General features: G+C 30.8%; 26 protein-coding genes and 1 pseudogene. 15 read left to right on the top strand and 12 right to left on the bottom strand.

Annotated elements, in window-relative coordinates; all coding sequences use genetic code 11:
• Window positions 1-38 precede the first annotated feature (38 nt).
• The gene (locus M4L39_RS13155) at window positions 39-470 is read right to left on the bottom strand and encodes a plasmid mobilization protein (RefSeq protein WP_277582414.1); all 432 of its coding nucleotides are present in this window, start codon (window positions 468-470) and stop codon (window positions 39-41) included.
• A gap of 410 nt (window positions 471-880) precedes the next feature.
• Between M4L39_RS13155 and M4L39_RS13150 the strand changes: the two genes are divergently transcribed.
• Genes M4L39_RS13150 through M4L39_RS13140 form a run of 3 tightly spaced genes read left to right on the top strand, consistent with a single transcriptional unit; the run spans window position 881 to window position 2695 of the window.
• Complete coding sequence (locus M4L39_RS13150) at window positions 881-1243, top strand: plasmid mobilization protein (protein ID WP_277582441.1); 363 nt, start codon at window positions 881-883, stop codon at window positions 1241-1243.
• Window positions 1225-2214, top strand: a complete 990-nt coding sequence (locus tag M4L39_RS13145; protein ID WP_346817096.1) for a relaxase/mobilization nuclease domain-containing protein — start codon at window positions 1225-1227, stop codon at window positions 2212-2214. Before M4L39_RS13150 ends, M4L39_RS13145 begins: the two co-directional genes overlap by 19 nt.
• A gap of 49 nt (window positions 2215-2263) precedes the next feature.
• A complete protein-coding gene (locus M4L39_RS13140; protein WP_346818188.1) occupies window positions 2264-2695 on the top strand; it encodes a DUF334 domain-containing protein in 432 nt (143 codons plus the stop codon).
• 72 nt (window positions 2696-2767) lie between these two features.
• Here M4L39_RS13140 and M4L39_RS13135 read toward each other — a convergent pair whose 3' ends face one another.
• Window positions 2768-3613 carry a YitT family protein gene (locus M4L39_RS13135; RefSeq protein WP_225486998.1) on the bottom strand — a complete coding sequence of 282 codons (846 nt, stop codon included), beginning with the start codon at window positions 3611-3613 and terminating at the stop codon, window positions 2768-2770.
• Window positions 3614-4045: 432 nt separating this feature from the next.
• Window positions 4046-5017 carry a replication initiator protein A gene (locus M4L39_RS13130; protein ID WP_277582413.1) on the bottom strand — a complete coding sequence of 324 codons (972 nt, stop codon included), beginning with the start codon at window positions 5015-5017 and terminating at the stop codon, window positions 4046-4048.
• 516 nt (window positions 5018-5533) lie between these two features.
• On the opposite strand from M4L39_RS13130, the gene M4L39_RS13125 reads away from it, so the two are divergent.
• From M4L39_RS13125 to M4L39_RS13095, 7 genes and pseudogenes are all read left to right on the top strand, one after another.
• Entirely contained in the window at window positions 5534-6220 is a 687-nt protein-coding gene (locus M4L39_RS13125) for a DUF536 domain-containing protein (protein ID WP_277582412.1), read from the top strand.
• Window positions 6221-6511: 291 nt separating this feature from the next.
• Window positions 6512-8011, top strand: coding sequence for an NAD-dependent epimerase/dehydratase family protein (locus M4L39_RS13120; protein WP_277582411.1), 1500 nt, complete (start codon window positions 6512-6514; stop codon window positions 8009-8011).
• Between the two features lie 46 nt (window positions 8012-8057).
• Window positions 8058-8558 carry a TspO/MBR family protein gene (locus M4L39_RS13115; RefSeq protein ID WP_277582410.1) on the top strand — a complete coding sequence of 167 codons (501 nt, stop codon included), beginning with the start codon at window positions 8058-8060 and terminating at the stop codon, window positions 8556-8558.
• 69 nt (window positions 8559-8627) lie between these two features.
• Window positions 8628-8960 (top strand): hypothetical protein, encoded by a 333-nt coding sequence (locus M4L39_RS13110; protein WP_277582409.1) that lies wholly within the window; start codon window positions 8628-8630, stop codon window positions 8958-8960.
• Window positions 8896-9210: pseudogene (locus M4L39_RS13105) on the top strand (6-phospho-3-hexuloisomerase); the annotation flags it as partial. The gene M4L39_RS13110 and the pseudogene M4L39_RS13105, both read left to right, overlap by 65 nt.
• Before the next feature lie 513 nt (window positions 9211-9723).
• On the top strand, window positions 9724-10299 hold the full coding sequence (locus M4L39_RS13100; RefSeq protein ID WP_277582408.1) for a PadR family transcriptional regulator: 576 nt from the start codon (window positions 9724-9726) through the stop codon (window positions 10297-10299).
• 22 nt (window positions 10300-10321) lie between these two features.
• A complete protein-coding gene (locus M4L39_RS13095) occupies window positions 10322-11455 on the top strand; it encodes an FAD-dependent oxidoreductase (RefSeq protein WP_277582407.1) in 1134 nt (377 codons plus the stop codon).
• A 190-nt stretch (window positions 11456-11645) separates the two neighbouring features.
• Here the strand turns inward: M4L39_RS13095 and M4L39_RS13090 are convergent, their stop codons facing one another.
• Together M4L39_RS13090 and M4L39_RS13085 are read right to left on the bottom strand one after the other, a co-directional pair.
• On the bottom strand, window positions 11646-12299 hold the full coding sequence (locus tag M4L39_RS13090; RefSeq protein WP_277582439.1) for a ribulose-phosphate 3-epimerase: 654 nt from the start codon (window positions 12297-12299) through the stop codon (window positions 11646-11648).
• 26 nt (window positions 12300-12325) lie between these two features.
• On the bottom strand, window positions 12326-13702 hold the full coding sequence (locus tag M4L39_RS13085) for a PTS transporter subunit IIC (protein WP_277582406.1): 1377 nt from the start codon (window positions 13700-13702) through the stop codon (window positions 12326-12328).
• 142 nt (window positions 13703-13844) lie between these two features.
• Between M4L39_RS13085 and M4L39_RS13080 the strand changes: the two genes are divergently transcribed.
• From M4L39_RS13080 to M4L39_RS13070, 3 genes are all read left to right on the top strand, one after another.
• Complete coding sequence (locus tag M4L39_RS13080; RefSeq protein ID WP_107386011.1) at window positions 13845-14822, top strand: LacI family DNA-binding transcriptional regulator; 978 nt, start codon at window positions 13845-13847, stop codon at window positions 14820-14822.
• Between the two features lie 24 nt (window positions 14823-14846).
• Window positions 14847-15767, top strand: a complete 921-nt coding sequence (locus M4L39_RS13075) for a ribokinase (protein WP_107643728.1) — start codon at window positions 14847-14849, stop codon at window positions 15765-15767.
• Between the two features lie 209 nt (window positions 15768-15976).
• Window positions 15977-16714: an SDR family oxidoreductase gene (locus tag M4L39_RS13070; protein ID WP_031867995.1), complete on the top strand. Its 738-nt coding sequence runs from the start codon at window positions 15977-15979 to the stop codon at window positions 16712-16714.
• Between the two features lie 184 nt (window positions 16715-16898).
• Here M4L39_RS13070 and M4L39_RS13065 read toward each other — a convergent pair whose 3' ends face one another.
• Window positions 16899-17870 (bottom strand): oxidoreductase, encoded by a 972-nt coding sequence (locus M4L39_RS13065; protein ID WP_277582405.1) that lies wholly within the window; start codon window positions 17868-17870, stop codon window positions 16899-16901.
• Window positions 17871-17993: 123 nt separating this feature from the next.
• Here M4L39_RS13065 and M4L39_RS13060 point away from each other — a divergent pair, with 123 nt between their 5' ends.
• Complete coding sequence (locus tag M4L39_RS13060) at window positions 17994-18413, top strand: MarR family winged helix-turn-helix transcriptional regulator (RefSeq protein ID WP_057511683.1); 420 nt, start codon at window positions 17994-17996, stop codon at window positions 18411-18413.
• 61 nt (window positions 18414-18474) lie between these two features.
• Here the strand turns inward: M4L39_RS13060 and M4L39_RS13055 are convergent, their stop codons facing one another.
• The 6 genes from M4L39_RS13055 to M4L39_RS13030 all read right to left on the bottom strand — a co-directional run bounded on the left by M4L39_RS13055 (window position 18475) and on the right by M4L39_RS13030 (window position 22530).
• A complete protein-coding gene (locus M4L39_RS13055; protein WP_346817094.1) occupies window positions 18475-18864 on the bottom strand; it encodes an HAD-IA family hydrolase in 390 nt (129 codons plus the stop codon).
• Window positions 18865-19074: 210 nt separating this feature from the next.
• Window positions 19075-20010, bottom strand: a complete 936-nt coding sequence (locus M4L39_RS13050) for a low temperature requirement protein A (protein ID WP_069792851.1) — start codon at window positions 20008-20010, stop codon at window positions 19075-19077.
• Window positions 20011-20038: 28 nt separating this feature from the next.
• The gene (locus M4L39_RS13045) at window positions 20039-21007 is read right to left on the bottom strand and encodes a type 1 glutamine amidotransferase domain-containing protein (protein WP_057511681.1); all 969 of its coding nucleotides are present in this window, start codon (window positions 21005-21007) and stop codon (window positions 20039-20041) included.
• Between the two features lie 17 nt (window positions 21008-21024).
• On the bottom strand, window positions 21025-21372 hold the full coding sequence (locus tag M4L39_RS13040; RefSeq protein ID WP_057511680.1) for a MerR family transcriptional regulator: 348 nt from the start codon (window positions 21370-21372) through the stop codon (window positions 21025-21027).
• A gap of 46 nt (window positions 21373-21418) precedes the next feature.
• The gene (locus tag M4L39_RS13035; protein ID WP_002508641.1) at window positions 21419-21739 is read right to left on the bottom strand and encodes a hypothetical protein; all 321 of its coding nucleotides are present in this window, start codon (window positions 21737-21739) and stop codon (window positions 21419-21421) included.
• A 32-nt stretch (window positions 21740-21771) separates the two neighbouring features.
• Entirely contained in the window at window positions 21772-22530 is a 759-nt protein-coding gene (locus tag M4L39_RS13030; RefSeq protein WP_277582404.1) for an SDR family oxidoreductase, read from the bottom strand.
• A gap of 286 nt (window positions 22531-22816) precedes the next feature.
• On the opposite strand from M4L39_RS13030, the gene M4L39_RS13025 reads away from it, so the two are divergent.
• Window positions 22817-24163 (top strand): Nramp family divalent metal transporter, encoded by a 1347-nt coding sequence (locus M4L39_RS13025; RefSeq protein WP_277582438.1) that lies wholly within the window; start codon window positions 22817-22819, stop codon window positions 24161-24163.
• Window positions 24164-24205: the final 42 nt, after the last annotated feature.

Genomic DNA, 24205 nt, shown 5'->3' with positions numbered 1-24205 from the left:
AATTATATTAATCAATTGCATTGTTAATAATACCTTATTTAACTGTTAAATTCTTTAATAGCATCCCTAATATCTGATTTTAGCTTTTCATCATTTTTGTAACCATTTAAATTGATATATTCCGCATCGTTTTGTACATACTGTAAAAAGGCTTTAAATGTATTCACATAACCTGCATAATGATAATATTGCTCTTCTAAGTTATCGAAATCTTCTCTTGTAACTTCATATTCACCATGGCCTGCCATGAGTTTCATTTTAAGTTCTTGATTTTCTTTTTCAAGTTCATTAATACGTTCACTTTCAGGTTGTATAACCGTAGGTTTAATTCGATTGCCTAATGCAGTCAATCGTGTATATGCCGTTGGATTTAAATCTCTTATTTCTGCAAGTTGCTTTACTTTTTCAAATTCGTCTTCAGTTAAATTGATATTGATTGTTTTCGCTTTTTTATGATTTTGATCTGGCATTGATATCCCCTCCATAACTAAGTAAATACTCAAAAAATAAACCCCATTTTTATTGAGTGATTGCTTAGTTTTTATTTTAACATACGAGGGGATATTTGATGAGTAATCGCTAATTATAAATACTATTTATACAATTAGTAATTACTCATATTTACGCTCACATTTTTGAGCGTACGGACTAAGCAAATACTCACAGGTATTTGCTATTTTTTCATAGAAAAAATCATAGGGGGCTTGGGGGATTCATCCACCAACAAGCAGGGTATCTAGGCACGAAGTGGCTAGCATTCCCAATGCTTGCCAAACCTCTTAAGCGATGTGAGGAAGATTGTATTATGTTATAATACAATCAACGGAACAACGTGTCTTTCGTTAGAAAGCGAGGTGGGATTGTGAGCGAACGTAAACCAATGACTGAAGGGAACGAAGCTGTCGGGAAAAACCAAAATCCCGACCGCAAGGAACCGAAACAAATTAGTTTTCGTGTGAGCGAATTCGAATATTCAAAGTTACAGGCATCGGCTGAAACTTTGAATATGAGTGTGCCTTCGTTTGTTAAAAACAAGGCACAAGGCACTCGATTGGTCGCGCCCAAATTAGACAAAGAGACGCGACAATCGATGGCCAAAGATATGGGTAAGTTGGGTAGCAACTTAAACCAAATCGCTAAAGCTTTAAATACTTATGGCGAACGTGCAAATATAAAATTGATGCAACAAGATATCGCCATCATGCGTAAAGAGTTGAATCACATATGGCAACAACTAAAATAAGTTCTACCAAATCAACGTCACGGGCCATTAACTATGCCGAAAAACGTGCGGAAGAAAAAAGTGGTTTAAATTGTGATGTCGAATACGCAAAAAGTTCCTTTAAAGCTTCTCGTGAAGTTTACGGTAAAACAGATGGCAACCAAGGCCATGTGATTATTCAGTCATTCAAACCAGGTGAAGTCACACCGGAACAATGTAATGCACTCGGTTTAGAATTAGCCGAAAAAATGGTACCCGAGCATCAAGTGGCCATCTACACACATAGTGATACGGACCATATTCACAATCATATCGTTATCAATGCCGTGAATTTAGAAACAGGTAAGAAATTTAATAACGATAAACAAGCTTTACGTGACCTACGTAAAGCGAACGATGAAGTTTGTTTAAACCATGGTTTATCCATTCCAGAACCGACATCAGAATTACGCTATACACAAGCTGAACAAAACCTGATTGATAAAGGAAAAAAATCTTGGAAAAACGAAGTCCGAATGGCCATTGATGAAACACAAGCAACAGATATGGACAGTTTCAAAGAACAATTACTTCCAAAAGGGATATCTGTTGAACGTGTGACCGATAAAACCATCACTTACAGACACATTGAGGCAAATAAAAAAGTAAGAGGCAGCAAGTTAGGCGATATTTATGATAAAGGAGCGATTATTGATGGCTTTGAATCCGAGAAACAACGCAGACACACCAAATACGAATCAGAACGAACAGCTCCTGAACGAACTCCAAAAGATCAATCAACGCATAGACAACCTAGAACAGAACTTAATTGGGCAGATTTCGAACAATCAACTGAAGCCCAACGCAATGAACGAAAACGTCGTGAACGAGCTGAAAGAGCAGAACGCGAAGCTCGGGAACAGGATGATCGAGCTCGAGCAGCGAGAGCAAAGCAGATCGAATCAGAACCAAAAATTAGTAAGCGAACTAAAGGCTTCGACCTCGAACTTTAAAAACTACCTAGATAAAACAGAAACCAAAGTGATTAAAATTTCCAATCAAATGTTATCAAAAATTGATACAAAGCATATGACTGAGGATCTCACAAAGGCATTTAGACAAGAAAAAGATGGGATGTATGAGGATCTCAAAGGGATTCGAATGGCCAACCGAGAACAGCATGAAGCATTGAATAACAGTTTAAAAGAAAATCAAAAGTTGAATAGTACTTTTAAATCAAGTATCAAAAGTATGACGCATGGTATCGGTGCCCTATACTTCGTTATTTTATTAATGGCCTTAGTTTCCATTGTGACCGGTCCGATTGGACACGTTTTAGGTATTGATAGCATGTACAGTGCCTTACATCATACGATTAGACATACGCAATCAGCATGGGGCTACTTATGGTATATCGCTTATATCGCCCCTTATATACTCTTTGTTTTAATTTTATGGGGTTGTTTAAGTCTTTTAAGGCTGTTTGAAAATTAACATTCTTAAAGGGCGATTAAAGGCGTATCTCTTTGAGATACGCCTTTAATTAATATTATTTTCAAAATAAAATTATGATAAATTCAAAAATCCACGACCTAAAACATCCCTTACATCATGAATAGCCAAAAAAGCATTTTCATCTTCTGCTAAAACAATTTTTTTCGCTTTAGTTATTTGAGATTGTGATAAAACAACATATAAAACAGCTATATCTTTCTGTTCATAACTACCTGTAGCTTTAAATAATGTAGCACCTCTACCAGTCAATTCATTTATTTTGCTACTAATTACAGCATTTTTATCTGAAATAATAGTAAGTGCTTTTTTGGGATTAAGCCCCTCAATAATAAACGCCGAAACTCTCTCTATAACAAACAGCATAATTATAGTGAACAAAATATTAATAACTGGTAGAACACTTAAAAATGATAATACGATAATACTATCTAATATAAAAATTGCCTGAGCTGTTCTTATATTCAAATACTTGTTAATTATTTTAGCTATAACTGATGGCCCACCCATCGTGCTACCAGAAATAATAATCATCCCAGAACCTAAACCAATAAAAACACCTGCAAATATCGCATTAACCATAGAATCATTTAAATTTAAAGATAACGATTCCGTAAGATCCAAAAATATCGAGGTAGTAATTATTGTTAACAACGTATAAATAGCTGTTTTTTTACTTAAATATTTCCATCCAATCATTATAACAATTAAATTAATAATTAAAGATGTAAGCGCTGGGGATAAATTTAAAGAATACTTTAAAAGTAAGGATAGACCAACGGTTCCCCCATCCCCCAAATTAGAACTAATAACAAAACAATTAACACCAAAGGCCGTAAAAAAAGACCCAATTGTCGAAATTAATATATTCTTCAAATGTACACCATATACAAGTTTCATTTACAACCTCCTTTATTCTCAAAAGATATGAGTAACTCAAAATTAAAAGTGATTAAAAGATTTTTGTTGTATTCAAATTAAGCCTAACGATGAAGAGAAACACATAGAATTTAATTAGTATAAATATTGCTACTATACCTTTTAAAAAGAAATACAGAAAGTAGTCCTTGTTAAGAATAAAAAGCTTTTTCGTTTTATCTGGGTTAGATATCCATTTTTATATGCATTTATTTGGATTTTAAAAGGCGTCTTGAAGAATTAAGCGTTATACAGACAGATTTATACCAAAAATATTATATGCGTCCTTAAAATGCAAATGTGGACCAAATAAGTATAGTCTAATTTTATGAGTATGAAATTGACCAAAATCAATTTTATTCTTTTAAGACACTGATTGTTAAATAGTCATGTGACATAACAGAGTATTTTGAATTACTGATTAAAGATATTATGCTGTTTCATGTTTTGACGTCGCATATAAAGTGCATGTGTTTCTTCGAATTCAGCTTTAATGGATTGCATTAAATACCCTTGCATAGCTTCAACGGTTTCATTCTTTTGTAGCAGCATCGCTTTGAAACGTTTCAATACACTTACAATTTCAAACTCAACATCTTCCAAACGGTAATAGGTATCATGTGCATTATTAAATGATTTTTTCCCTTTAAGTAAAACACTTTTAATAATACGGATTTCTCTAATTTCAAATTTACTTAAATAGTCTTGAAGTTGTTGCGGCAATTCTTCGAGAACTTGGAACTTAAGTGCATCATTATTAAATTCAGTTTGTTGATGATTTGTATGATCCGGATGATTACTGTTTATTGGATTGTTGTATGTATCATTCATATCATGCGTATCATTATTCTCAGTCTCTATATAATCAGTATTACTTAAGTTAGTATCATTAGTGTATTCTTTTGATATGTCATGATGTATCAAATTAATATTTCTTGATGTATCATTATCATATTTCTGGACGTATGAATTTGATACGTCCGTGTTATTGCGATGTTCTATATCGTTTTCTTGCTGTGAAATATAATATACATCAGCTTCTGTTACTTCCGGTTTTTTAATATATAATTTATTAGGTTTATTTAAACCTACTCTTATTTGATTGAATAAATCAGCTTGAGTTAATTCTTTTTTTATTTTAGATAGCTTATTTGGACTACTGATATTTAAAATAGATTTAAGCTTTTCGTTGGTATAAATAAAAAATATATCTCCATTTTTATCTACCCAATTATTTCTTATGGATAAATCTAAACGATCTCTTAGTATTGACCAAGTTATTTTTGCATCATTCGACAATTTAGTATATTTAGGATTCGTAAAAAACACTTTAGGTAATTGATAAAATTTCTCTTTTTGGATTTCTTTAATATTAAAGTTGGACATACAAAAACCTCTTTCATATTTAAATTTCTAAAAGAGGTAATAAAAAAAGCTATAAGTAAGTTTATATGTATTCGACTTGCACTAATAATTCTTAGTATATATAATAAGAATATAACAACTATATAAACAAACAAATCACTTGTTTTATTACCGAAGAAACCTGACTATTCCCGTAGTTGGGTTTCTTTTATATATATTTATATTAACACTTTTAAAAGTTTTGTTAAATTGTTTATATACATTTGAGTGTAGGCATTTTCAAAGAAGGATAAAACTTCGTATAATATCTTTATATGGTTATGTCGTATAACACCGGATAAAGGCTTATACAGCAAGTATAAAGAGCGTATAACCCCTATATAACTAGTTTAAAAGTTTATACATATAATCCTATATACCTATACGTATAACCGTATAGAGTTATACGTATAGAGAATTATATGTCCTTGTAATAACAAGTATAATGGCTATATAATGGTATAAACGTTATGTATATAACTATATGGAGGCCGTTATATGAAGAGTATGAAGGAAATTGCCGATGAATTAAACGTAACAAAAATGACTGTTTATAATAATGCAAAAAAAGCAAATGTAAAATTTCAAAAAATCGATAACGTAAATTACTTATCCAGTGAAGATGAAATTATAGTAGTAAACCGAATAAGAAAAAATCAAAATAAGAATGATGATTTTGAAAGTGAAAAAAAAGAAGAAGCTAAACCTAATAATGATAACCTGGTGAAAGATGAGACAATAAAACAATTATATAACCAGGTAGATATATATAAAGAACAATCAAACAGAGATAAAGAGCAAATAAATACACTTAATAGACTTTTAGAGAATCAACAAGTATTGGCGTTAGAGAGTAATAAGAAGATTCAAAAATTAGAGAATCAATTAGAGGAAGAAAGACAGCTTAATTATTTCTTTGATACATCTGTTAATGATAGACAAAACGTTAATGCGCAAGAAGCAACATTTACCGAAGAATCTAAAGATATTAATCAAGAAGAAGAAGATGAACAGCCAACAGAAGTACAACATAAAGATGTAGCTGAAGAGAAAAAAGATGACAGTACAAACGAAGAAGTATTAGCAAAAGATGATAAACCATCTGAAGAAATAGAGAGTGAGAATGAGGATAGGGGAGAACAGCCCCCTAAAAAAGGGTTTTGGAGTCGTTTATTTGGTAACTAATTTTAATTAAAAAGGCACGACAAGTTCATAAACTTGGCGTGCCTTTTTATGTGAATCGAACTTCTGATAATCATCGATTATGTTAATAAATTAATAGTAAAAATCAATTTAATTTTAAATTTAAGTTAATTTATCAATAAAATTGGGTATGATTTTATTAAGAGACATAGAGATCTTGCCATACTTATATTAAATTAATTTAATTGTAATGAGCAATTTAGCTTATTATGTAAAAGATGAGCTGAGGTAAGCATGTGCCTGCTCATCTTTTTAAAATTGGAGGATAAATTTATGAAAAAAATTCTATTAACGGGTGCTTCAGGATATATAGGTAGCCATTTAATGAATAAATTAAAAGAAAATTATGAAATTATTGCTGTTTCTAGACATATAGAAAATAAATCTAATGAACAAAATGTTACATGGAAATCTGCAGATTTATTTGATTTAAATGAGATAACAGAAGTAATGAAAAACGTAGATATCGCTATATATCTCGTTCATTCGATGATGCCTTCAGCTAGGTTAACACAAGCAAGTTTTGAAGATATGGATGCAATATTAGCAGATAATTTTGCTAAAGCATCAAGTTTTAATAAAGTTAAACATATCGTATTTATGAGTGGCTTAATTCCTAATACGAATGAATTATCACCACACTTAAGAAGTCGCTTAGAGTGTGAACGTATTTTAGGAGCATATGGTGTGCCAGTAACTACATTGAGAGCTGGACTAATTATAGGTGCTAAGGGAAGTTCTTATCCAATACTAAAAAAATTGGTAGAACGTTTACCTGGTTTACTTCTACCTAAATGGGCATATAATACGACGTTGCCAGTCGCTATTGATGATGTCATTAATGGTCTGTATAAAATTGTAGAGCGTGATCCGCAAGCGAATGAATCGATTGATATCGGCGGACCAAATCACATGACATATAAAGACTTATTCAATCAAACAGCACAGGTTCTAGACAAAAACTTACCTACACTGGATTTACCGATTATTCCAATTTGGTTAAGCAAATATTGGGTAAAACTAATTTCTGGTGTGCCGAAAGAAATGGTATATCCGTTAATGGACAGCTTAATACATGATATGATTAGAGATAATAAAAATATTGTAGAAGATATTTCTGTTGGAAAAATTGATTATAAAGAAAGTGTACGTAACGCCTTAGAGGAAGAAGCTGCTACACAAAAGAAAAGTAAAAAAACAAGTAAGAGTGCTATTAAAGATGTTCGAGCAATTTCAAGAGTAACCTTGCCTAAAGATATGACCATGAGTCAATTGGCAGAATTATATGCTAATTTCTTAAATAAAATCACATTAAATGTTGTTAGTAGTAACTTCGATGAAGATAATTTTACAATAACCGTACCATTTTTAAATAAAAAGTTACTCTTATTAAGAAAAGACAGGGCTACATCTAATGAAGATAGGATTTTATATCGTATTGTCGGCGGAGATTTTGCTTTAGATTCAAATGGTGGTAACGCGAGATTAGAGTTTAGAAGGTTACCTTATAGTGATGAATGTATTATAGCATTACAGGAATATGAACCGACGCTACCTTGGTGGTTTTACAAGTATACGCAAGCTAAAATTCATAAAAGTGTGATGAATCTTTTCAAATTCAATTTGAAAACTAAAAAAAGTACTGAAAAGGGAGGGTTTAACATGAAAAAATTTATCTTACCAGTCGTTATTATAGGTGTGATTGTATTAAAAATATATGGATTAAAAAAATATCTAGCTAAAAATAATAACATGTCGAATGCTGAATTATAGCAGATAGATGTAATTAAATTCACATATAAAAAAGAGGAGTTAACAATTGAAAGCTAACGATATAGTAAAATCGATTATAAAAGTTAAAATGCCGATTATAGGTGGAAAACTTATAGGGAAAGTTGCAGTTAAAAACGCGCGTAAAGACTATAAGAAGAATGTAAAACCACCTTTTTCACCGTCAGGCTATCTATTTCCTATTGTGTGGCCAATACTTTATACAACGATGGGTGTAGCTTATGCAATCGTTACTAATAAATCAAATAACAAGAATTTAAAAGTTATATATTATACACAATTAGGTCTAAACTATATATGGTCGATATTGTATTTTAAATACAAGTTAAGATTTAGTGCTTTGATAGAGAGTTTTGTGTTACTTGGGGCGGTAATAACTACAACAGTAAAATTTTTCAACACGAAGAAAATTGCTGGCATACTATTGGTGCCATACATGCTTTGGAGTGCGTTCGCAACGTATTTAACTGTAGGGAACTGGTTATTGAGTAAAGAGAATCCAAGGTATACAGAAAAAAAAAGGAAATAAATCAATGAAAAAGATAATATATACTTTAGAAGTTGGAATTTTGAAAAAGAAGGGCAATTATGGCAAAAATTGGTTAAAGTTCAATATTGGAAAAATCAATTGCCAGATGGTCAACGTATTAATTCAAATATTGTTAGTAAAGCAGCTTTTGATACATCAAGTAATACGCATGAAGTAAGTAAGTTTATATTAGAAACGAGACGTGCGGAGCTTGTCCATTTGTTTTCGATATTGCCTGTTATCGCTTTTTTAAATTCGTCAAGAAGCATTAAAATTATTAATCTAATCTATGTCATTATAGCTAATGTACCGTGTATAATTGTGCAACGCTATAATCGACCTATTTCAATTTATTTTGGTTGGGTCAGGTTCGACAGAGCATTTAAGATTATTAGCACATAAAGCTAAATCTGTAGGTGCAGAAGTTGTATTATTGTCGACAAATCCGGCTTCAGCGATAGGTGAGCTTGCAAATGCAGTTATTGAATTACCGGCAGGGACGAAATATGATGCTGAAGGTTCAGCACAGCCCCTAGGTAGCCTATTTGAACAAGCATCACAAGTGTTTTTAGATAGTATTGTTTTAGACTTAATGACTGAGTTAAAAGTTGATGAAGAAGCAATGCAGCAAAATCATGCTAATTTAGAATAAAACCTACGCAAGATAATTCATTTTAATACTACACATTCATTTGTGGGGTATTTTTAATTTAAAGACTTTAATTCATACAAATTTTAAAACGATGAAAATGTTTGAATGGTTTGAATTTGGAGGGTATGAAGCTAATATATCTAAACTACGTAAGATGAACCCTCAATTACTTGATTTCGATACTTGGGTTAAACATTCAGGATGGAACCCCTTTAAGTAATTAAAAATATAGACTATTAGTTTCATTTAAAGATATATTTAAAAATATATTTAAAAAGTCACCGCCACCCTAAACTAATGTTTAGGGTGGTTTTTTTATTATATAGGGTGAAACTATGTCAATTACTGTACTGTTCATTTTCACACAATACCAAGGATTAAAACTATTGTTTAATAATGAAAATAGAGACTAAGACGATATTGTAATAAAGATGAAAATTGCTATCAATCGTTTGACTAGTTTCGATATATCGTTTATTATAACGATATATCGAAACTAGAAAGGTGATAATAATGTTTAACAGACAATTTCATAATAGAAGACACACACTGATGCAACATGAGGACAGAGGGTTCGGAAATGGTTTTGGTGGATTTGAAAAAATGTTTGCTTCTGCACGTGGTACAGATCGATTCTTTAAAAAGGGTAATTTGCAATTTATTATATTGAAACTATTATTAGAAGAACCTAGACATGGCTATCAAATCATCAAAGACCTTGAAGTACAATTCAAAGGCTTCTATTCTCCAAGTCCAGGTAGTATTTATCCAATTCTACAAATGTTAGAAGATCGTGGGTTTGTTTCAATTTCAAAGGACGGCAAGAAAAAAATTTATACAGTTACAAACGAAGGAATACAATTTTTAGAAGAGAATGCGAGTAATGATGAATTTACGAAACATATGGAACAAATCAAAAAGATAGACATGGATAAAATGCAAGAATTAAGAGCCGAATTACAAGAGTTATTTAAATCATTTATGTTAGCAGGTAAAAGCGCAATGAAAGACGATAAAGAATATGAACAATTTCAACAACTAATTAAAGAAACTAAAAAGAAACTTTTACAGTTTAGGGAAGAAAAATAAAATTTGAAAAGAAGGTTTAACGATGAAAAAACAAAATCTAAAACACATTGCAATTATTGGTGGAGGACCAGGTGGATTGATGTTAGGTCTACTCTTACAACGTCAAGGGTTACCCTTTACTATTTATGAACGTGGCTACAAAAGTATGCATGCTGATAGAGGTGGCTCACTAGATATTCATGAGGAGAGTGGACAATTACCATTAAAAGAAGCAGGTATATTTGAGACTTTCCGAAAATATGCTCGTTATGAAGGTGAAGATACACGTATTGTAAGTAAATATGGCGAGATATTATATGATGAAGATGCGGAAGAAGAGGGCGGAAGACCTGAAATCGACCGAGGAAAATTATGTGATATTATGATTGAACAAATCCACCCAGAACACATTAAGTATGGTTATAAATACGAAAAAATGATAAGACAAGATAATGGACAAGTCGAGCTAATATTCGAAGACGGCGCTGTAGTTACGGCCGATTTAGTTGTTGGGGCAGACGGCGCATTTTCAAAAATCCGTCCATATTTAACAAGCTCCGAACCTGAGTACACTGGTATTTCTATGATTGAGATGAATTCCGATGAAAACGAGCACTCAGATCTTCTGGAGTTCAATAAAAATGGGAAAGTCATGGGATTAGGTGGCAACCAAGCTATATTAGGTCAACGTAACGGAGATGGACGTATCATGGCGTACATCAGTTTTAAAGTGAAGTATGAAACACTTGATGAATACTGCAACCTTTCGCTAGATGAATTAAAAGAAAAATTGTTGAATGAGTTTAGTGATTGGAGTTCAGAACTCCAAAAATACATTGCATATAGTTATGATGATATCAAGTTTCGTCGTATCTACAAACTTCCTATTGGCTTAACTTGGGAAACGCAACCGAATCTTACAATCATTGGAGATGCTGCGCATCTCATGAGTCCGTTTGCAGGTGAAGGTGTGAATATGGCTTTATACGACGCTTACCTTTTAGCAGAGTCATTTAAAGTTTATGATAATCTTACTGAAATATTGAAAGGTTATGAGCAGCAGATGTTCGAAACGACAAAAGTTTATGCGAAAGAGTCTCAAGATAACTTAGAGATAATCTTCTCAGAAAATGGTGCAAAAAAAATGGCACAGTTCTTTATAGATATGGAAAAGTAGAGTAATAAACAACTAAGTAAAAAATCTAATATACCGCTTAAATATAAATGGCAAAAACGTTCTTTATTTAGATAATATTTGATTTTGAAACGATTAAAAGACTCCTTATTGGATAAGGAGTCTTTTTTAATATAAGTTCTGGTAATCATCGACTATGTTAATTAGTATAAATCAAAAAACTAGGAATATTTTACCTTAAGCTATTTATAATAGTTTTATAATCTTTCTTTTTATTAAACAGCGAAGATGTACCTAGTACGAATCCTTGCACTCCCATAGTCGATAATTTATCAATACGTTCTGGAGATATAGCTCCATCCACGAAAACAGTATAATTAAATTGTGATTTAAAACTATCTTCTAGTAACTCTTCTATTTTATAATCCACATAATCCAAATATTTTTGTCCTGCAAACCCAGGATTTACAGTCATAACCATTATATAGTCTATAATATGCAATAATGGCTTAATAGTCTCTACAGAAGTTCCAGGATTAATTGCAATTCCTGCCTTAATATTTTTTTGCTTAATGGTTTGTAAGGTCTTTGCAGGGTGTAACTCTGATTCTGGGTGGATATAAATAATATCCACTCCCATTTTTGCAAATAAATTTATGTGTTTTTCTGGATTATTAATCATTAAATGTACATCAACTAACTTTTTAGTGTTTTTTCTAATAACCTCTAAGTCTTGTAACCCCATTCCAAAATTTGGAACAAATTGGCCATCCATAATATCAATATGGTAGCCACTTACATTTGCTTCTTCTAATTTTTTCACTTCATTAGCTAGATCAGAAAAATTAGCACACATCATAGAAGGTAATAATATTTTATCCATAATTAACTTCCTTTCCCATTTATAGTAGTTTAAAATTTTTGTCTTTTGACCATTGATTTGCAATACCATAAGAAAAATATAATATAAAAAACTACTGCAATTATAGCGAATATTATTAATCTAATATCAAAAGAGTTCCATGCATTCCCTACTAATACGCCTAGCATTTTTTCAATAGGATCTGAGTCTACTGAAGAAAACATTTGATTTTTTGAAAGCCCAGAAGGAAATTCTCCTATTTCCTTTGAAGTATTAGTAAGAAAACTAGAAATCATCGTAGCTGCCCATAAAAATAATGGTAGTAGTATAGTACCAATAATAGTCATTCTTATTACTTTACCACCAGTAATTAACAATAATGCTGGAACCAAGACAGTTAATAGTATGCCACCTAAAGGTAGGACATTGTTGCCTGGTAATAACATGGCCATAAATAACAAAATTGGAGCTAATATATTTACAACAGCCCATAATTCAGCACTTGAAGCAAGTATAGGCCAATCAATACCTATGAATAACTTACGGCCTCTGAATCTAGAACTCATAATTGTACTAATTCTATTAGAAAGTGGTTCAATAGCTGGTCCAAACCAACCGCCGATATAAGCGAATAATTCTAAAACCACGCCAGTTGTGAAACCGAGAGTTAGTACTTCTTTTAAAGATTGTTGGCCTAAAATCCCAATAAAACAACCTAAATATACTCCAATTGCAAATTTACTACCCCAGAAACCTATTTTTTTATTTAAAATCTCAGCATTAAAGTCAAATTTATCTACAAATGGTAAAAATTTAGTAATAAATTTATCAATGATATAAACAAACGGTGCAATTAAAAGACTAGGATGTGCTGTTGTAGTAACATTATTTTCATCATAATTTAAAACTTGATTTATAGAAGGTTTAAGAGCATCTGAATTTTTTAACATCAAAGAGTAAATCATAATAACAAATAAAGTTGTAATAATCATATTGTGAGCATAATATTCAACTAATAAGCCAATTATTGAGATATTCCAAATGTTAAATAAGTCAACGTTTAGAGTTTTAGTTTTATTCATAAACAGCATAAGTAAATTAACAATGATACAGACAAAAGCAAAAAACAAAGTATAAATAGAACCCCATGTAATAACTGCCATTGGCGCCCAGCCTAAGTCTGTTATGTGTAAATTTACACCTGTAGATTTTACAAAGTCATTTAATGCAGGGCCCAAAGCATCAGTTAAAAGAGAAATAGCGGCTGTCATACCAGTTAAAGCTATAGCCATACGGATACCACTTTCTAAAGCTTTTGAAAATTTCACTTTAAAACCTAATGAAAGTAAAGTAATAATAACAAACATTATAGCGGGCCCGCCTAAGCCGATAAACCATTGAAATAGATTATTTAATTGTGAAAACATTTTAACCCTCCCCTATTTGTAATCGGTTACAAAACAAGGTTATCTTTATGATAAAATACTAATACTATATTTTCAATGTTATTTGACAATAAAAATTTAAAGTTATATAATTTTTGTAATCGGTTACAAAGGGTGTTTTTAAATGGTTACAATTAAAGAAGTAGCGAAAATGGCTGATGTGTCAACAGCTACTGTTTCTAGAATTATTAATAATAAAGCAGGAGCCAATATTGATACTGAAAAAAGAGTAAGAGAAGCAATAAAAAAATTAGAATACGAACCAAATAACATTGCCAGGTCTTTATCAAATAGATCTTCAAATTTAATAGCTTTGATTATTCCTAATTTAAATAATCCATACTTTGCAGATTTAGTGAATATTATTGAAACCTCAGCATATAATTATGGGTATAAATTATATCTTTGCAATAGTAATGATAGCGAAGAAAATATATCATACTTTTTAAAAAATATTGTAGATAACTATATACAAAATGTAATTATCAATTCATTGGCTATTACAAAAAAAGATATAGAGTATCTGGAAAAACATAATGTTAATGTTATTACAATTGATAGAACTAATTTAGATAATCAACCGAATTCTATTTCAGTAGATCACTTTGAAGGAAGTTTTCTTGCCACTAAACATTTAGTGAATAATTGTGGATGTGAACATATTTTATTTATTTCAGGTGAAATGAATGAGCAGTCTTCTATCAATCGTTTTAGAGGGTATCAAAAAGCGATTCAAAAATTCACTAAAACTCATACCATTAATTTACTGGAAGGAGATTTCACTTATAAAAGTGGATATGAATTAGCACTAAAAAAGTTGAAAACGGAGAATAATATTCAAGGAATAGTTTGTGCTAACGACGCAATGGCTATCGGAGTGATAAATGCATGCTATGAATTAGGTATATCAATACCTAATAGTATACAAATAATTGGATATGATAACTGTGTTTTATCGCAGTATTCCACACCGAGTCTTACTACAGTCAACCAATTAGATCCAAAAATTGGTCAGATGATTATGGAATCTATAAAAGAAAATAAAGCGATACAGTTTGAATATATTCCTGAACTTATTATTAGAAAAACAACTAAAATATGATTTTATTATTGGGGGACTGAGAAGTTGAACAAAGAGATTATAACGATGGGAAGTATTAATCAAGATATTTTTATTAATGCAAAAGAATATCCTAATTATGGGGACACTGTGTGGGTTGATTCCGTTAACACACAACCTGGTGGCAAGGGGGCTAACCAAGCAATAGCTTTATCAAGAATTGGTAGTCAAGTAAGATTTATTGGAGCTGTTGGGAATGATGAACAAGGTAAAAACATGTTAAAAAATTTAACAGACCAAAAGATTGATACTACTAATATTCAAATTAAAGAAAATGTAAATACCGGAACTTTTGTTGTTATTCTTGATGAACAAGGTGAAAATACAATGTTAGGCACTGTAGGCGCTAATAATAAAATAAAATTAGATCCTATTACGGCAATTTTTAATTCAGTCAATGCTAATTACTTCCTATTACAACTAGAAACCAATGAAGATGCTATTATGCATGCGTTAAAAATTGCAAAAGAAAAAAATATAAATATTATTTTAGATCCTGCTCCTGCAGATGGTTATAAAGAAGTATACTTATCTTATGCTAATATCATAACTCCTAATCAACAGGAAGCAGAAAAGATATCTGGAATAAAAATAACAGATAAAGAAACAGCCCTAACAGCTGCCACAATCATTAATAGAAAAGGGGTTAATACAGTTATTCTTAAATTGGGGAAATTAGGTTCTTTGATTTATACAAATGAACAATCTACTTTTATATCATCATACAAAGTAAAAGCTATAAATACAGTTGGAGCAGGAGACGTTTTTGCTGCAGCTTTAACTGTATACTTAAATGAAGGAAATCAATTAGTAGAGTCAGTTAAATTTGCAACAGCTGCTGCAGCTATTAAAGTCAGTAAGCGAGAAACACAAAATGCTCTACCAACTAAAAAAGAAATTAAGGATTTTATAAACAATTATTCTTAAATATAGCAAATACTCTTTTCATTTCATAAATCTTCCTTATATAGACAGTATTTGATTTTAAGAATGATGCTCTTTTAAGATGTCTTTTTATAACGAATTCTTATGTTAATGCAATGAGATTATATTTATTACAAATTTAAAACAGTTCGTTTTACTAATGAATATAATTAAGACTATACTAGTTCTTCGTAACATAAGGAGGTAATATAATGAATAATGTAAAAGGTAAAGTAGTAGTTATAACTGGAGCATCTAGTGGTATCGGTGAAGAAACAGCAAGTCTACTCGCTGAAAATGGAGCTAAACTTGTTTTAGGTGCAAGACGTATCGATAAGTTAGAAGAAATCCAACAAAAAATTGGTGATAATGTGAGTATACAAAAAACAGATGTCACTAATGCAGAGGATGTTAATACATTAATTGAAACAGCATATAATGATTTTGGACGTGTAGATGTTTTAATTAACAATGCTGGTCTTATGCCTCAATCTTTCTTAGATAAAAACAAACAAGATGAATGGAATCAAATGATAGATGTTAACATAAAAGGTGTATTATATGGAATCGGTGCTGCCTTACCTTATATGAGAAAACAAAATTCAGGACATATTATTAACTTGGCTTCTGTAGCAGGTCATGCAGTATTCCCAGGAAGCGCTGTCTATAGTGGAACAAAATATGCGGTAAGAGCTATAACAGAAGGGTTAAGACAAGAAGAAGCAACAGTAGGTTCAAAGATTAGAACTACTATACTTTCTCCGGGAGCTATTGATACTGAATTAACAGATCATATTAGTGATAAAGAGATTAAAAAAGGCGTAGACGAATTATATGAAGATGCAATTAAACCAGATGCTATTGCAAGAGCAATTAGCTATGCAATTAATGAACCTGAAAATGCGTCTGTTAACGAATTTATTATTCGTCCAAGTAATCAAATTCTATAATTAGAAAATATTTAATATGAAATAGCAGAACTAGTAAATAATCTAGTATGTTTTTAAGAGTAAATATATATTATCATTTTGAATATTATATAAAATAGGCTATTTTAACTAAATAAAAAGTAAGGAAGGGCTCTACAATTAGATGTTTTGTAGAGCCCTTCCTATTGTGAACTATTTCAAAAAATTACACTTTTAAAATAGTCCTACCTAAATGTTGTCCTTTTAAAAGCTGATCTATCGTTTTATAAAATTCTTCAAATCCAATTTCATTATATAGAAGTGAATTTCCTATATTCCATTCGTTCGCTAACTTACTCCATATATCTTCACGTATATTATGTTCAACATATACAGAATCAATACCAATTAATTTAACACCCCTAAGAATAAACGGTAAAATATTAGCGTTAAGTGAATTTCCTGCTACATTTCCACATACGGTAGTAACACCTTGATAATTTAGACGTTTTAAACCGTATAATGTTACATTACCACCTACTGTATCTAAGAAATAATCAAAAGTGCCTTTTTTAAGTGGTTTGTTATCATCTTCAATTATTATCGCTTGTTTTGCGCCTAAATCATTTGCTATTTCTATTTGTTTCTCTTTTCTTACGATAGCAGTAATATTTTCATATCCAATTTTACGTAAAATTTGTATAGCAACACTGCCCACACCACCTGTAGCACCAGACACTAAAATTTCAGGTTGTGCTTCTATATTCATTCCTTGTTTTTCTAATTCAAAAATGGATAATGCTGCGGTAAAACCGGCTGTACCGTATACCATAGATTCTTTAATAGACATCTCTTGGGGTAGTGGAATAATCCATTCTCCTGGCACCCGGGCATACTCTGAGAATCCGCCCGTATGTGTCATACCAACGTCGTAACCCGTAACTAAAACATTATCGCCTTCTTTAAACTTTTCATTCGAACTTGATTCAACAATACCAGAAAAATCTATACCAGGAATCATAGGATAATCTCTAATTACGCCGCCTTTATATTGCAAACCGAGCATATCCTTATAATTTATAGAAGAGTACTCCACTTTTACTAATACATCCCCCTCCGATAAATGAGATTCATCAACGGTTTCTACTTTATAACTAACGTTTGATTTACTGTTTTTCACTACTAGCGCATTGAACATTTATTAGCCTTCTTTCATAATAATTTTGGTATAATATATTTTTGTAACAAAACTATTTCTTGCTAGAATGTATCATGATATAATAAACTAATCAATATTATTAATTTAAGTGAGGTTTTAATTATGGAATTAGATAATTGTATAAATTATTTACTAAGTACTTCACAGAATAAAGTGTTTAAACATTTTAAAAGTTTATTAAATCCTTACAATACTACTCCGGCAGAATATGGTGTTTTGAATTGTTTAATTAATAGTAAATTAAATACACCTAAAGCGATTGGTAATACTTTAAATTTAGAACCGTCAACAATATCTGGAATACTAGATAAGATGTCAAAAAAAGGGCTGATAACACGTAGAACTGATAATGAAAACAGAAGAACTGTGTTAATTAGTAGTACAGATAAAGCAAAAGACTTATGGCCGACATTAGAAAAAATAGCCAATCAACTCAATAATGACTACTTTTCAAATCTAACTAATGAGGAAATTGAAAGTTTTAAAAAGGTATTACTAAAAATAAATAAAAGTGATTTTTAATTTTCATAGTATAAAAGAGGGGACTTAAGAAATGATTTTCTTAAGCCCCCTCTTTTATATTTTATTTCCATTCTAATATACCACTTAAATCTTGATAAATGATGTTGGGTTCTAAATTCAATTCTTCAATCGGAAGATTTTGACGATTTATCCAAGCGGTTTGAAAACCATAATTTTTTGCACCGGATATATCCCATCCATTTGAAGACATAAATAACACTTCTTCTGGTATGACTTCTAAAATTTGTGATACATAATGATATGACTCGATAGTTGGTTTAAAATGTTTTACTTCGTCAGCACTAATTATTTGATCAAATTCACCTGATAATTCAGATTTCTCAATTAGAGGGTCTAGCATATCATGTGAACCGTTTGAAAACACAGCAAGTTTTTTATTTTTTAATTGATTTAGTACTTCTTTAACTTCTGAATAGGGAGTAAGATACAAATATTCTTTTAAAAGATTGTTTGTGATACAAAATCTCTCAATGTAAAATTGAGGATATCATTTTCTATTGCATAAAGTTTCTCTAATAAATTGTAAAAATCCTTCAGCTATAACTGAAGGATTTTTGCAGTTTATTTTAATATAATATCTCACGCGTAATTTTTTTCTATAAAGTTAAAGAACTATAAAAAGAAAAGTGTAAAGAGCAATTTATGATTTCTCCTTATGTAAGCCTATATTTGTTAATATACTGACTATAAATAAAACTAAGAATAGTATGAATCCATATATTTCAGATATATTCAGATGTTCATGAGATAACAGTTTATTCATAATTAAAAACATCATATCTAATGAAAATATTAATAATAAGTGTACATAAATTGTTGTGAATCCTGTTTTGTTTGTTGTGTTTTTATCTGTTGATTTATAGTGATGAACATATATAACAAATAAACACGTAATAAAGGCGAAACATAATGCATATAAAATATTTAAACGGGTTAATTCAATATTTTGTATTAATAAAACTAGGCCTTCACCAAATAATAAAATCACTAATAAGCTTAATCGTTCAGTCAAATGGTTAAAGAATATAGGGTTACGATATGAAGTTTTATAAAAGAGTAGCGGAAAGACTGCTACGATAAAAATTCCTATAAAATACACCCTAAAATTAATCGGTGATGGCAACATTATAGATATTATAGAAAGAATAATTGTTAATAATAAACCAATCATATAAACTTTAACCAATTTCATATCTACTTTCGCATTGGTAAATTTATAATTAATGAAGTATTGTATAAAAATACTTAGATATACCAAGGCTGACATTAAAACAAATGGAAGAAATGTTTGTTGAAAATCGCTATTTATAGCTTTAGACAATATAACGATTAAATACATATCTATAAACACAAAGATGTATTGATACCATTTTTGATTGAAGAACCTATTAACTAAAAGTGTACGGTAAACCCATATAGAGAAAAAGACGAGAAAAAGCATGAAGCTTTTTCCTAGTTCTTCTAAAGACATTAAATTATGTGAAATGCCTTCTGCAGTCTGATTAATAGTAGATAAAATATAAACAAATATTAAATCGAAAAATAATTCTGTCATGCTGACTTCTCTTTTCTTCATTTTTCCACTCCTAAACCTGGTCTTTTAATTATTTAGGTAAAATTTCCTTCAGTTTATCTGTTTGATCATCTATAGCTTGTGGTCCATTACCAGTTAATAATTTTCTGGTTTTATCATATACAACAAGCGATTTTGTAAAGTTTTTTGTTGTTTTAACATTGAAATTATAGGAAATTAACTTTTTATCTACGTAATAGTGTAACCGCGTCTTTTTATTTTTTATTTTAGGGTACCCAGATATTAACATGAACAACTCACCTATTTTAGGTACTGTAGTTATATGGGCGCCTTCGTATAATGATTTGTCATAATTATACGGTTTACCTTTATCATCAATTCTGAGTCTAGCAGACGTTAAAGCAATGGGCGCATGACATATTAAAGAAGTGATGACTTTTTGTTCTGACAATTGATTTAACACTTCGCCTAATTCTGGGTTATCTAAGAAATCTACCATAGGCGCATGCCCTCCAGGTAGGTGCACGAATGATAAATTTTCAAAACTAAAATCATTGTTATTATCAGCATTGTTTTCCAATAATTCTTTTAAAGAATAAAATTTCTTTTCTTCTAAGTCATCCATTTTTCTAACAATCTGTTTTCTAAATTCTTTCGTCTCTTCATCTGTGTTACTCAAATTTTGCGATACAGGCAGTTTTCCAAGTAAATCGTATAAAGTGTTTAATTCCTTTTCTCTGCGGTCGACAAGTTTGGTATTCTTTTGACGATAATTAGTGGGATCTTTATAAAATTTTTCTTTCACAGACGCAATGCCTAGCTTTTCTCCAGCTTGCATACTTAAAGATTCCCCATTAATATCTAATGTCGGTTTTTCGCCATTTGGCGTAGCGAAAATAAATTCATAATCGTCTTTAAAAGTGTCCAATATTTTTCCCATTTCAACTAAAAAGAATCCTGTGTCTATTTTTTGTTTAGTGGGATTATTTAATGGTAGTTCATTTGCTGATGATATAATTATTAAAGCTTGTTTTTTCATAGTATACCTCGATTCTCTTATTCGTTTTCCAATAATTTGAATTTTTCTTCTAATACTTTAAGACCTTCATCTATAAGTCTTTTTTGTTCTATTAAATTTTTTTGATGTTCTAAAAATATGTCTTTTCGTTTCATTTTGGTAGAACTTCCTTGATGATACAATTCAGCAATTTCTTTTAACTTTGATACAGGCATATGTGTCTGACGCATACATTTTATAAATTCAATCCAATATAGGTCTTCTACTGAAAAATCTCTATAGCCATTCTTATTTCTGGTAACAAATGGAAAAAGCCCTGCTTTGTCATAGTATCGAATAGTATGTTCACTGATGCCTAAATTATCGGCTACTTGCTTTACTTGCATAATTTACCTCCTAAAAAAGGTGACTTTATAAAGTCACCTTTTTGGTCTATTTAATAAGTTGAACTAGTAAATCTTCATAGTCATTATGGATAATAGCTTCAAACCCAAATGTTGATACCATATCACTCTTTAATGACTCCACAGTGTTATAACCAATAAGTTCAGGATCATCTATTTTTAAACCAATTCGTTTAATGTCATTATGGAATAAATTATTTTGATGAGATAGCTCAATTATTTCTTCAGCTAAAGATTTAACGTAATTATTACTTGGCAAAGATACGTTCTTATCATCTATGACTTTTTCTTCCGTAATAATCTTAATATCTGTTTCATTTTCTTTAAATATTGCTAAAAAGTAATACATATCAAAATGACCTCCTTATCATTTAAAGTTAACTAGCGTGTCGTATAACCGCCATTTGCAAATAATGTTTGTCCATTTATCCACCAACCATCTAAAGTTAAGAAAGTAATAATCGGCGCGATGTCTTCTATATTTGTAAGTTGATTATGAAGTGCTTGGGATTTATGGAATGCCACAGCATCTTCGCTTTCTTGAGGATAGAAGAAAGGTGTATCCATTGGTCCAGGAGCCACTGCATTAACTGAAATCCCTCTATCCATAAACTCTGATGATGCTGCGCGTGTATAATGCTCGACGGGAGCTTTTCCTCCAGCGTAAGTTGAATAAAATCCTGTATAAGCAGCAAGCAATGCAGTGGCTAGAGTGATGATTTTGCCATTATCATTCATAGCCTTTTCAGCATATTTAATAAAGAAATAAGCTGACTTTGCATTGATGTCTGCCATACTATCAAACTCTTCTTCAGTCGTTTCTGAAATAGGTTTTTTAAGTACTTTTCCTACTGTATTTATTGCAATATCAACTTTTCCAAACGTCTCTTCAGCATGTTGAAATAAAGCTTGGACATTACTAACCTTAGTTAAATCACCAGAAAATAATGTACCTTCTCCACCTAACTCTTCAACTTTTGAAAGTGTAGCTTTAGCATCATCTAAAGACTTTTCATCATGATAATGGATTACTAATTTAGCCCCATCTTTAGCGTAAGTAGTACTTAATAAGCCGCCAAGGTTCTTAGCACCACCAGCAATAACTATAACTTTGTCTTCTAAACTATTAAATTTACCCATATTATATAACCTCCTTTGAATATATTTCAATCATAAACCTTAGACCGCGATATCAAGCAAGTGTTTATCTGATGTTTTTTGGTATTGGTTTAGTTGGAATGATAACGGGTTCAATAGCAACTTATTTTCTGAAAGGTAATAAGAAGTCTAATATAAAAGGTCGTTTAAAAATAATAGGCAAAGATTAATTAAAATCATCAGAAATTAAACAACTAAAAGTTTAAGTATAAGAAAAATAATTTTTAGGTTGACCTAATTTATACTATAATATTCATTGATAAATTTAATGTTCAATGAGGAGATTTTTAAAGTGAAGAAAAGTTTAGAAGAAATAAATGGAAAAGTTTCTTTTGATAGCGAAGCAAATGGTATCAAGAAACTAATAATGTATCTAGGCCCTGGCCTTCTTGTTGCCGTAGGCTATATGGATCCAGGTAATTGGATTACTTCAATGGCAGGAGGAGCACAATTTGGATATACATTATTATTTATAATATTATTATCGAGCTTATCAGCCATGTTACTTCAAAGTATGTGCGCTCGTTTAGGTATTGCGAGTGGTATGGACTTAGCTCAAGTAACTAAACACATAAGTAATAAGCCGTTGTCGATAGCAGCTTGGATTGTTACAGAGTTAGCAATTATGGCTACAGATATTGCAGAGGTCATTGGTAGTGCGATAGCATTAAATCTACTTTTTGATATACCTTTAGTAGTGGGAGTAACTATTACTGTATTAGATGTTTTACTTTTACTAGTAATTATTAAATTTGGCTTTAGAAAGATTGAAGCTATCGTAGGTGTATTAATTTTTACAGTTCTTTTTATCTTTGTATTTGAAGTTTACTTTGCTTCTCCAGAATGGAGTGCTGTTTTAGGTGGCTTTATTCCAAGTACAGAAATAGCTACTAACAATGGTGTGTTATACATAGCTTTAGGTATCATTGGTGCGACAATCATGCCTCATAATTTGTATTTGCATTCTTCAATTGTTCAATCACGTAACTACATACGTGAAAGTAAAGCTAAGAAAAAAGAGGCTATTAAATACGCTATTATTGATTCACATATACAACTTTCAATTGCGTTTATTATTAATTGTTTGATTTTAATATTAGGTGCCGCTCTATTCTTTGGTAATGGTGAAGACTTAGGACGATTTTATGATTTATATAATGCTTTACGAGAATCGGATTTTGCAGGAGCTATAGGTGGTGCTGTTATGAGTACATTATTTGCTATAGCTTTGCTAGCTTCAGGGCAAAATTCAACCATTACGGGCACTTTATCAGGACAAATTGTTATGGAAGGGTTTTTAAATATAAGAATTCCTCAATGGGCAAGAAGATTAGTTACTAGATTAATCGCTGTGATTCCTGTATTCATATGTTTATGGTTATATGGTTCAAGTACTTCTAAAATTGAAGATCTATTAATTTTCACACAAGTGTTTTTAAGTATTGCATTACCCTTTAGTATTATTCCTTTAACGTTAGCAACCAATAACCCTAAGATAATGGGAAAAGAATTTACAAATAAAACATGGATTAATATTATTGCTTGGATTTTAACAATCATATTAAGTATATTGAATATATATCTAATTATAGAAACATTTAATGAGTTTTTATAAAAATTCATTAAAATTAAAAAATTTGATGTTCGTCAGACTTTC

This window comes from Staphylococcus equorum, from assembly GCF_029531845.1.
Taxonomy (GTDB): Bacteria; Bacillota; Bacilli; order Staphylococcales; family Staphylococcaceae; genus Staphylococcus; species Staphylococcus equorum_C.
The sequence above is the reverse complement of the archived record's forward strand: the minus strand, read 5'-3'. Positions and strand labels throughout refer to the sequence as shown.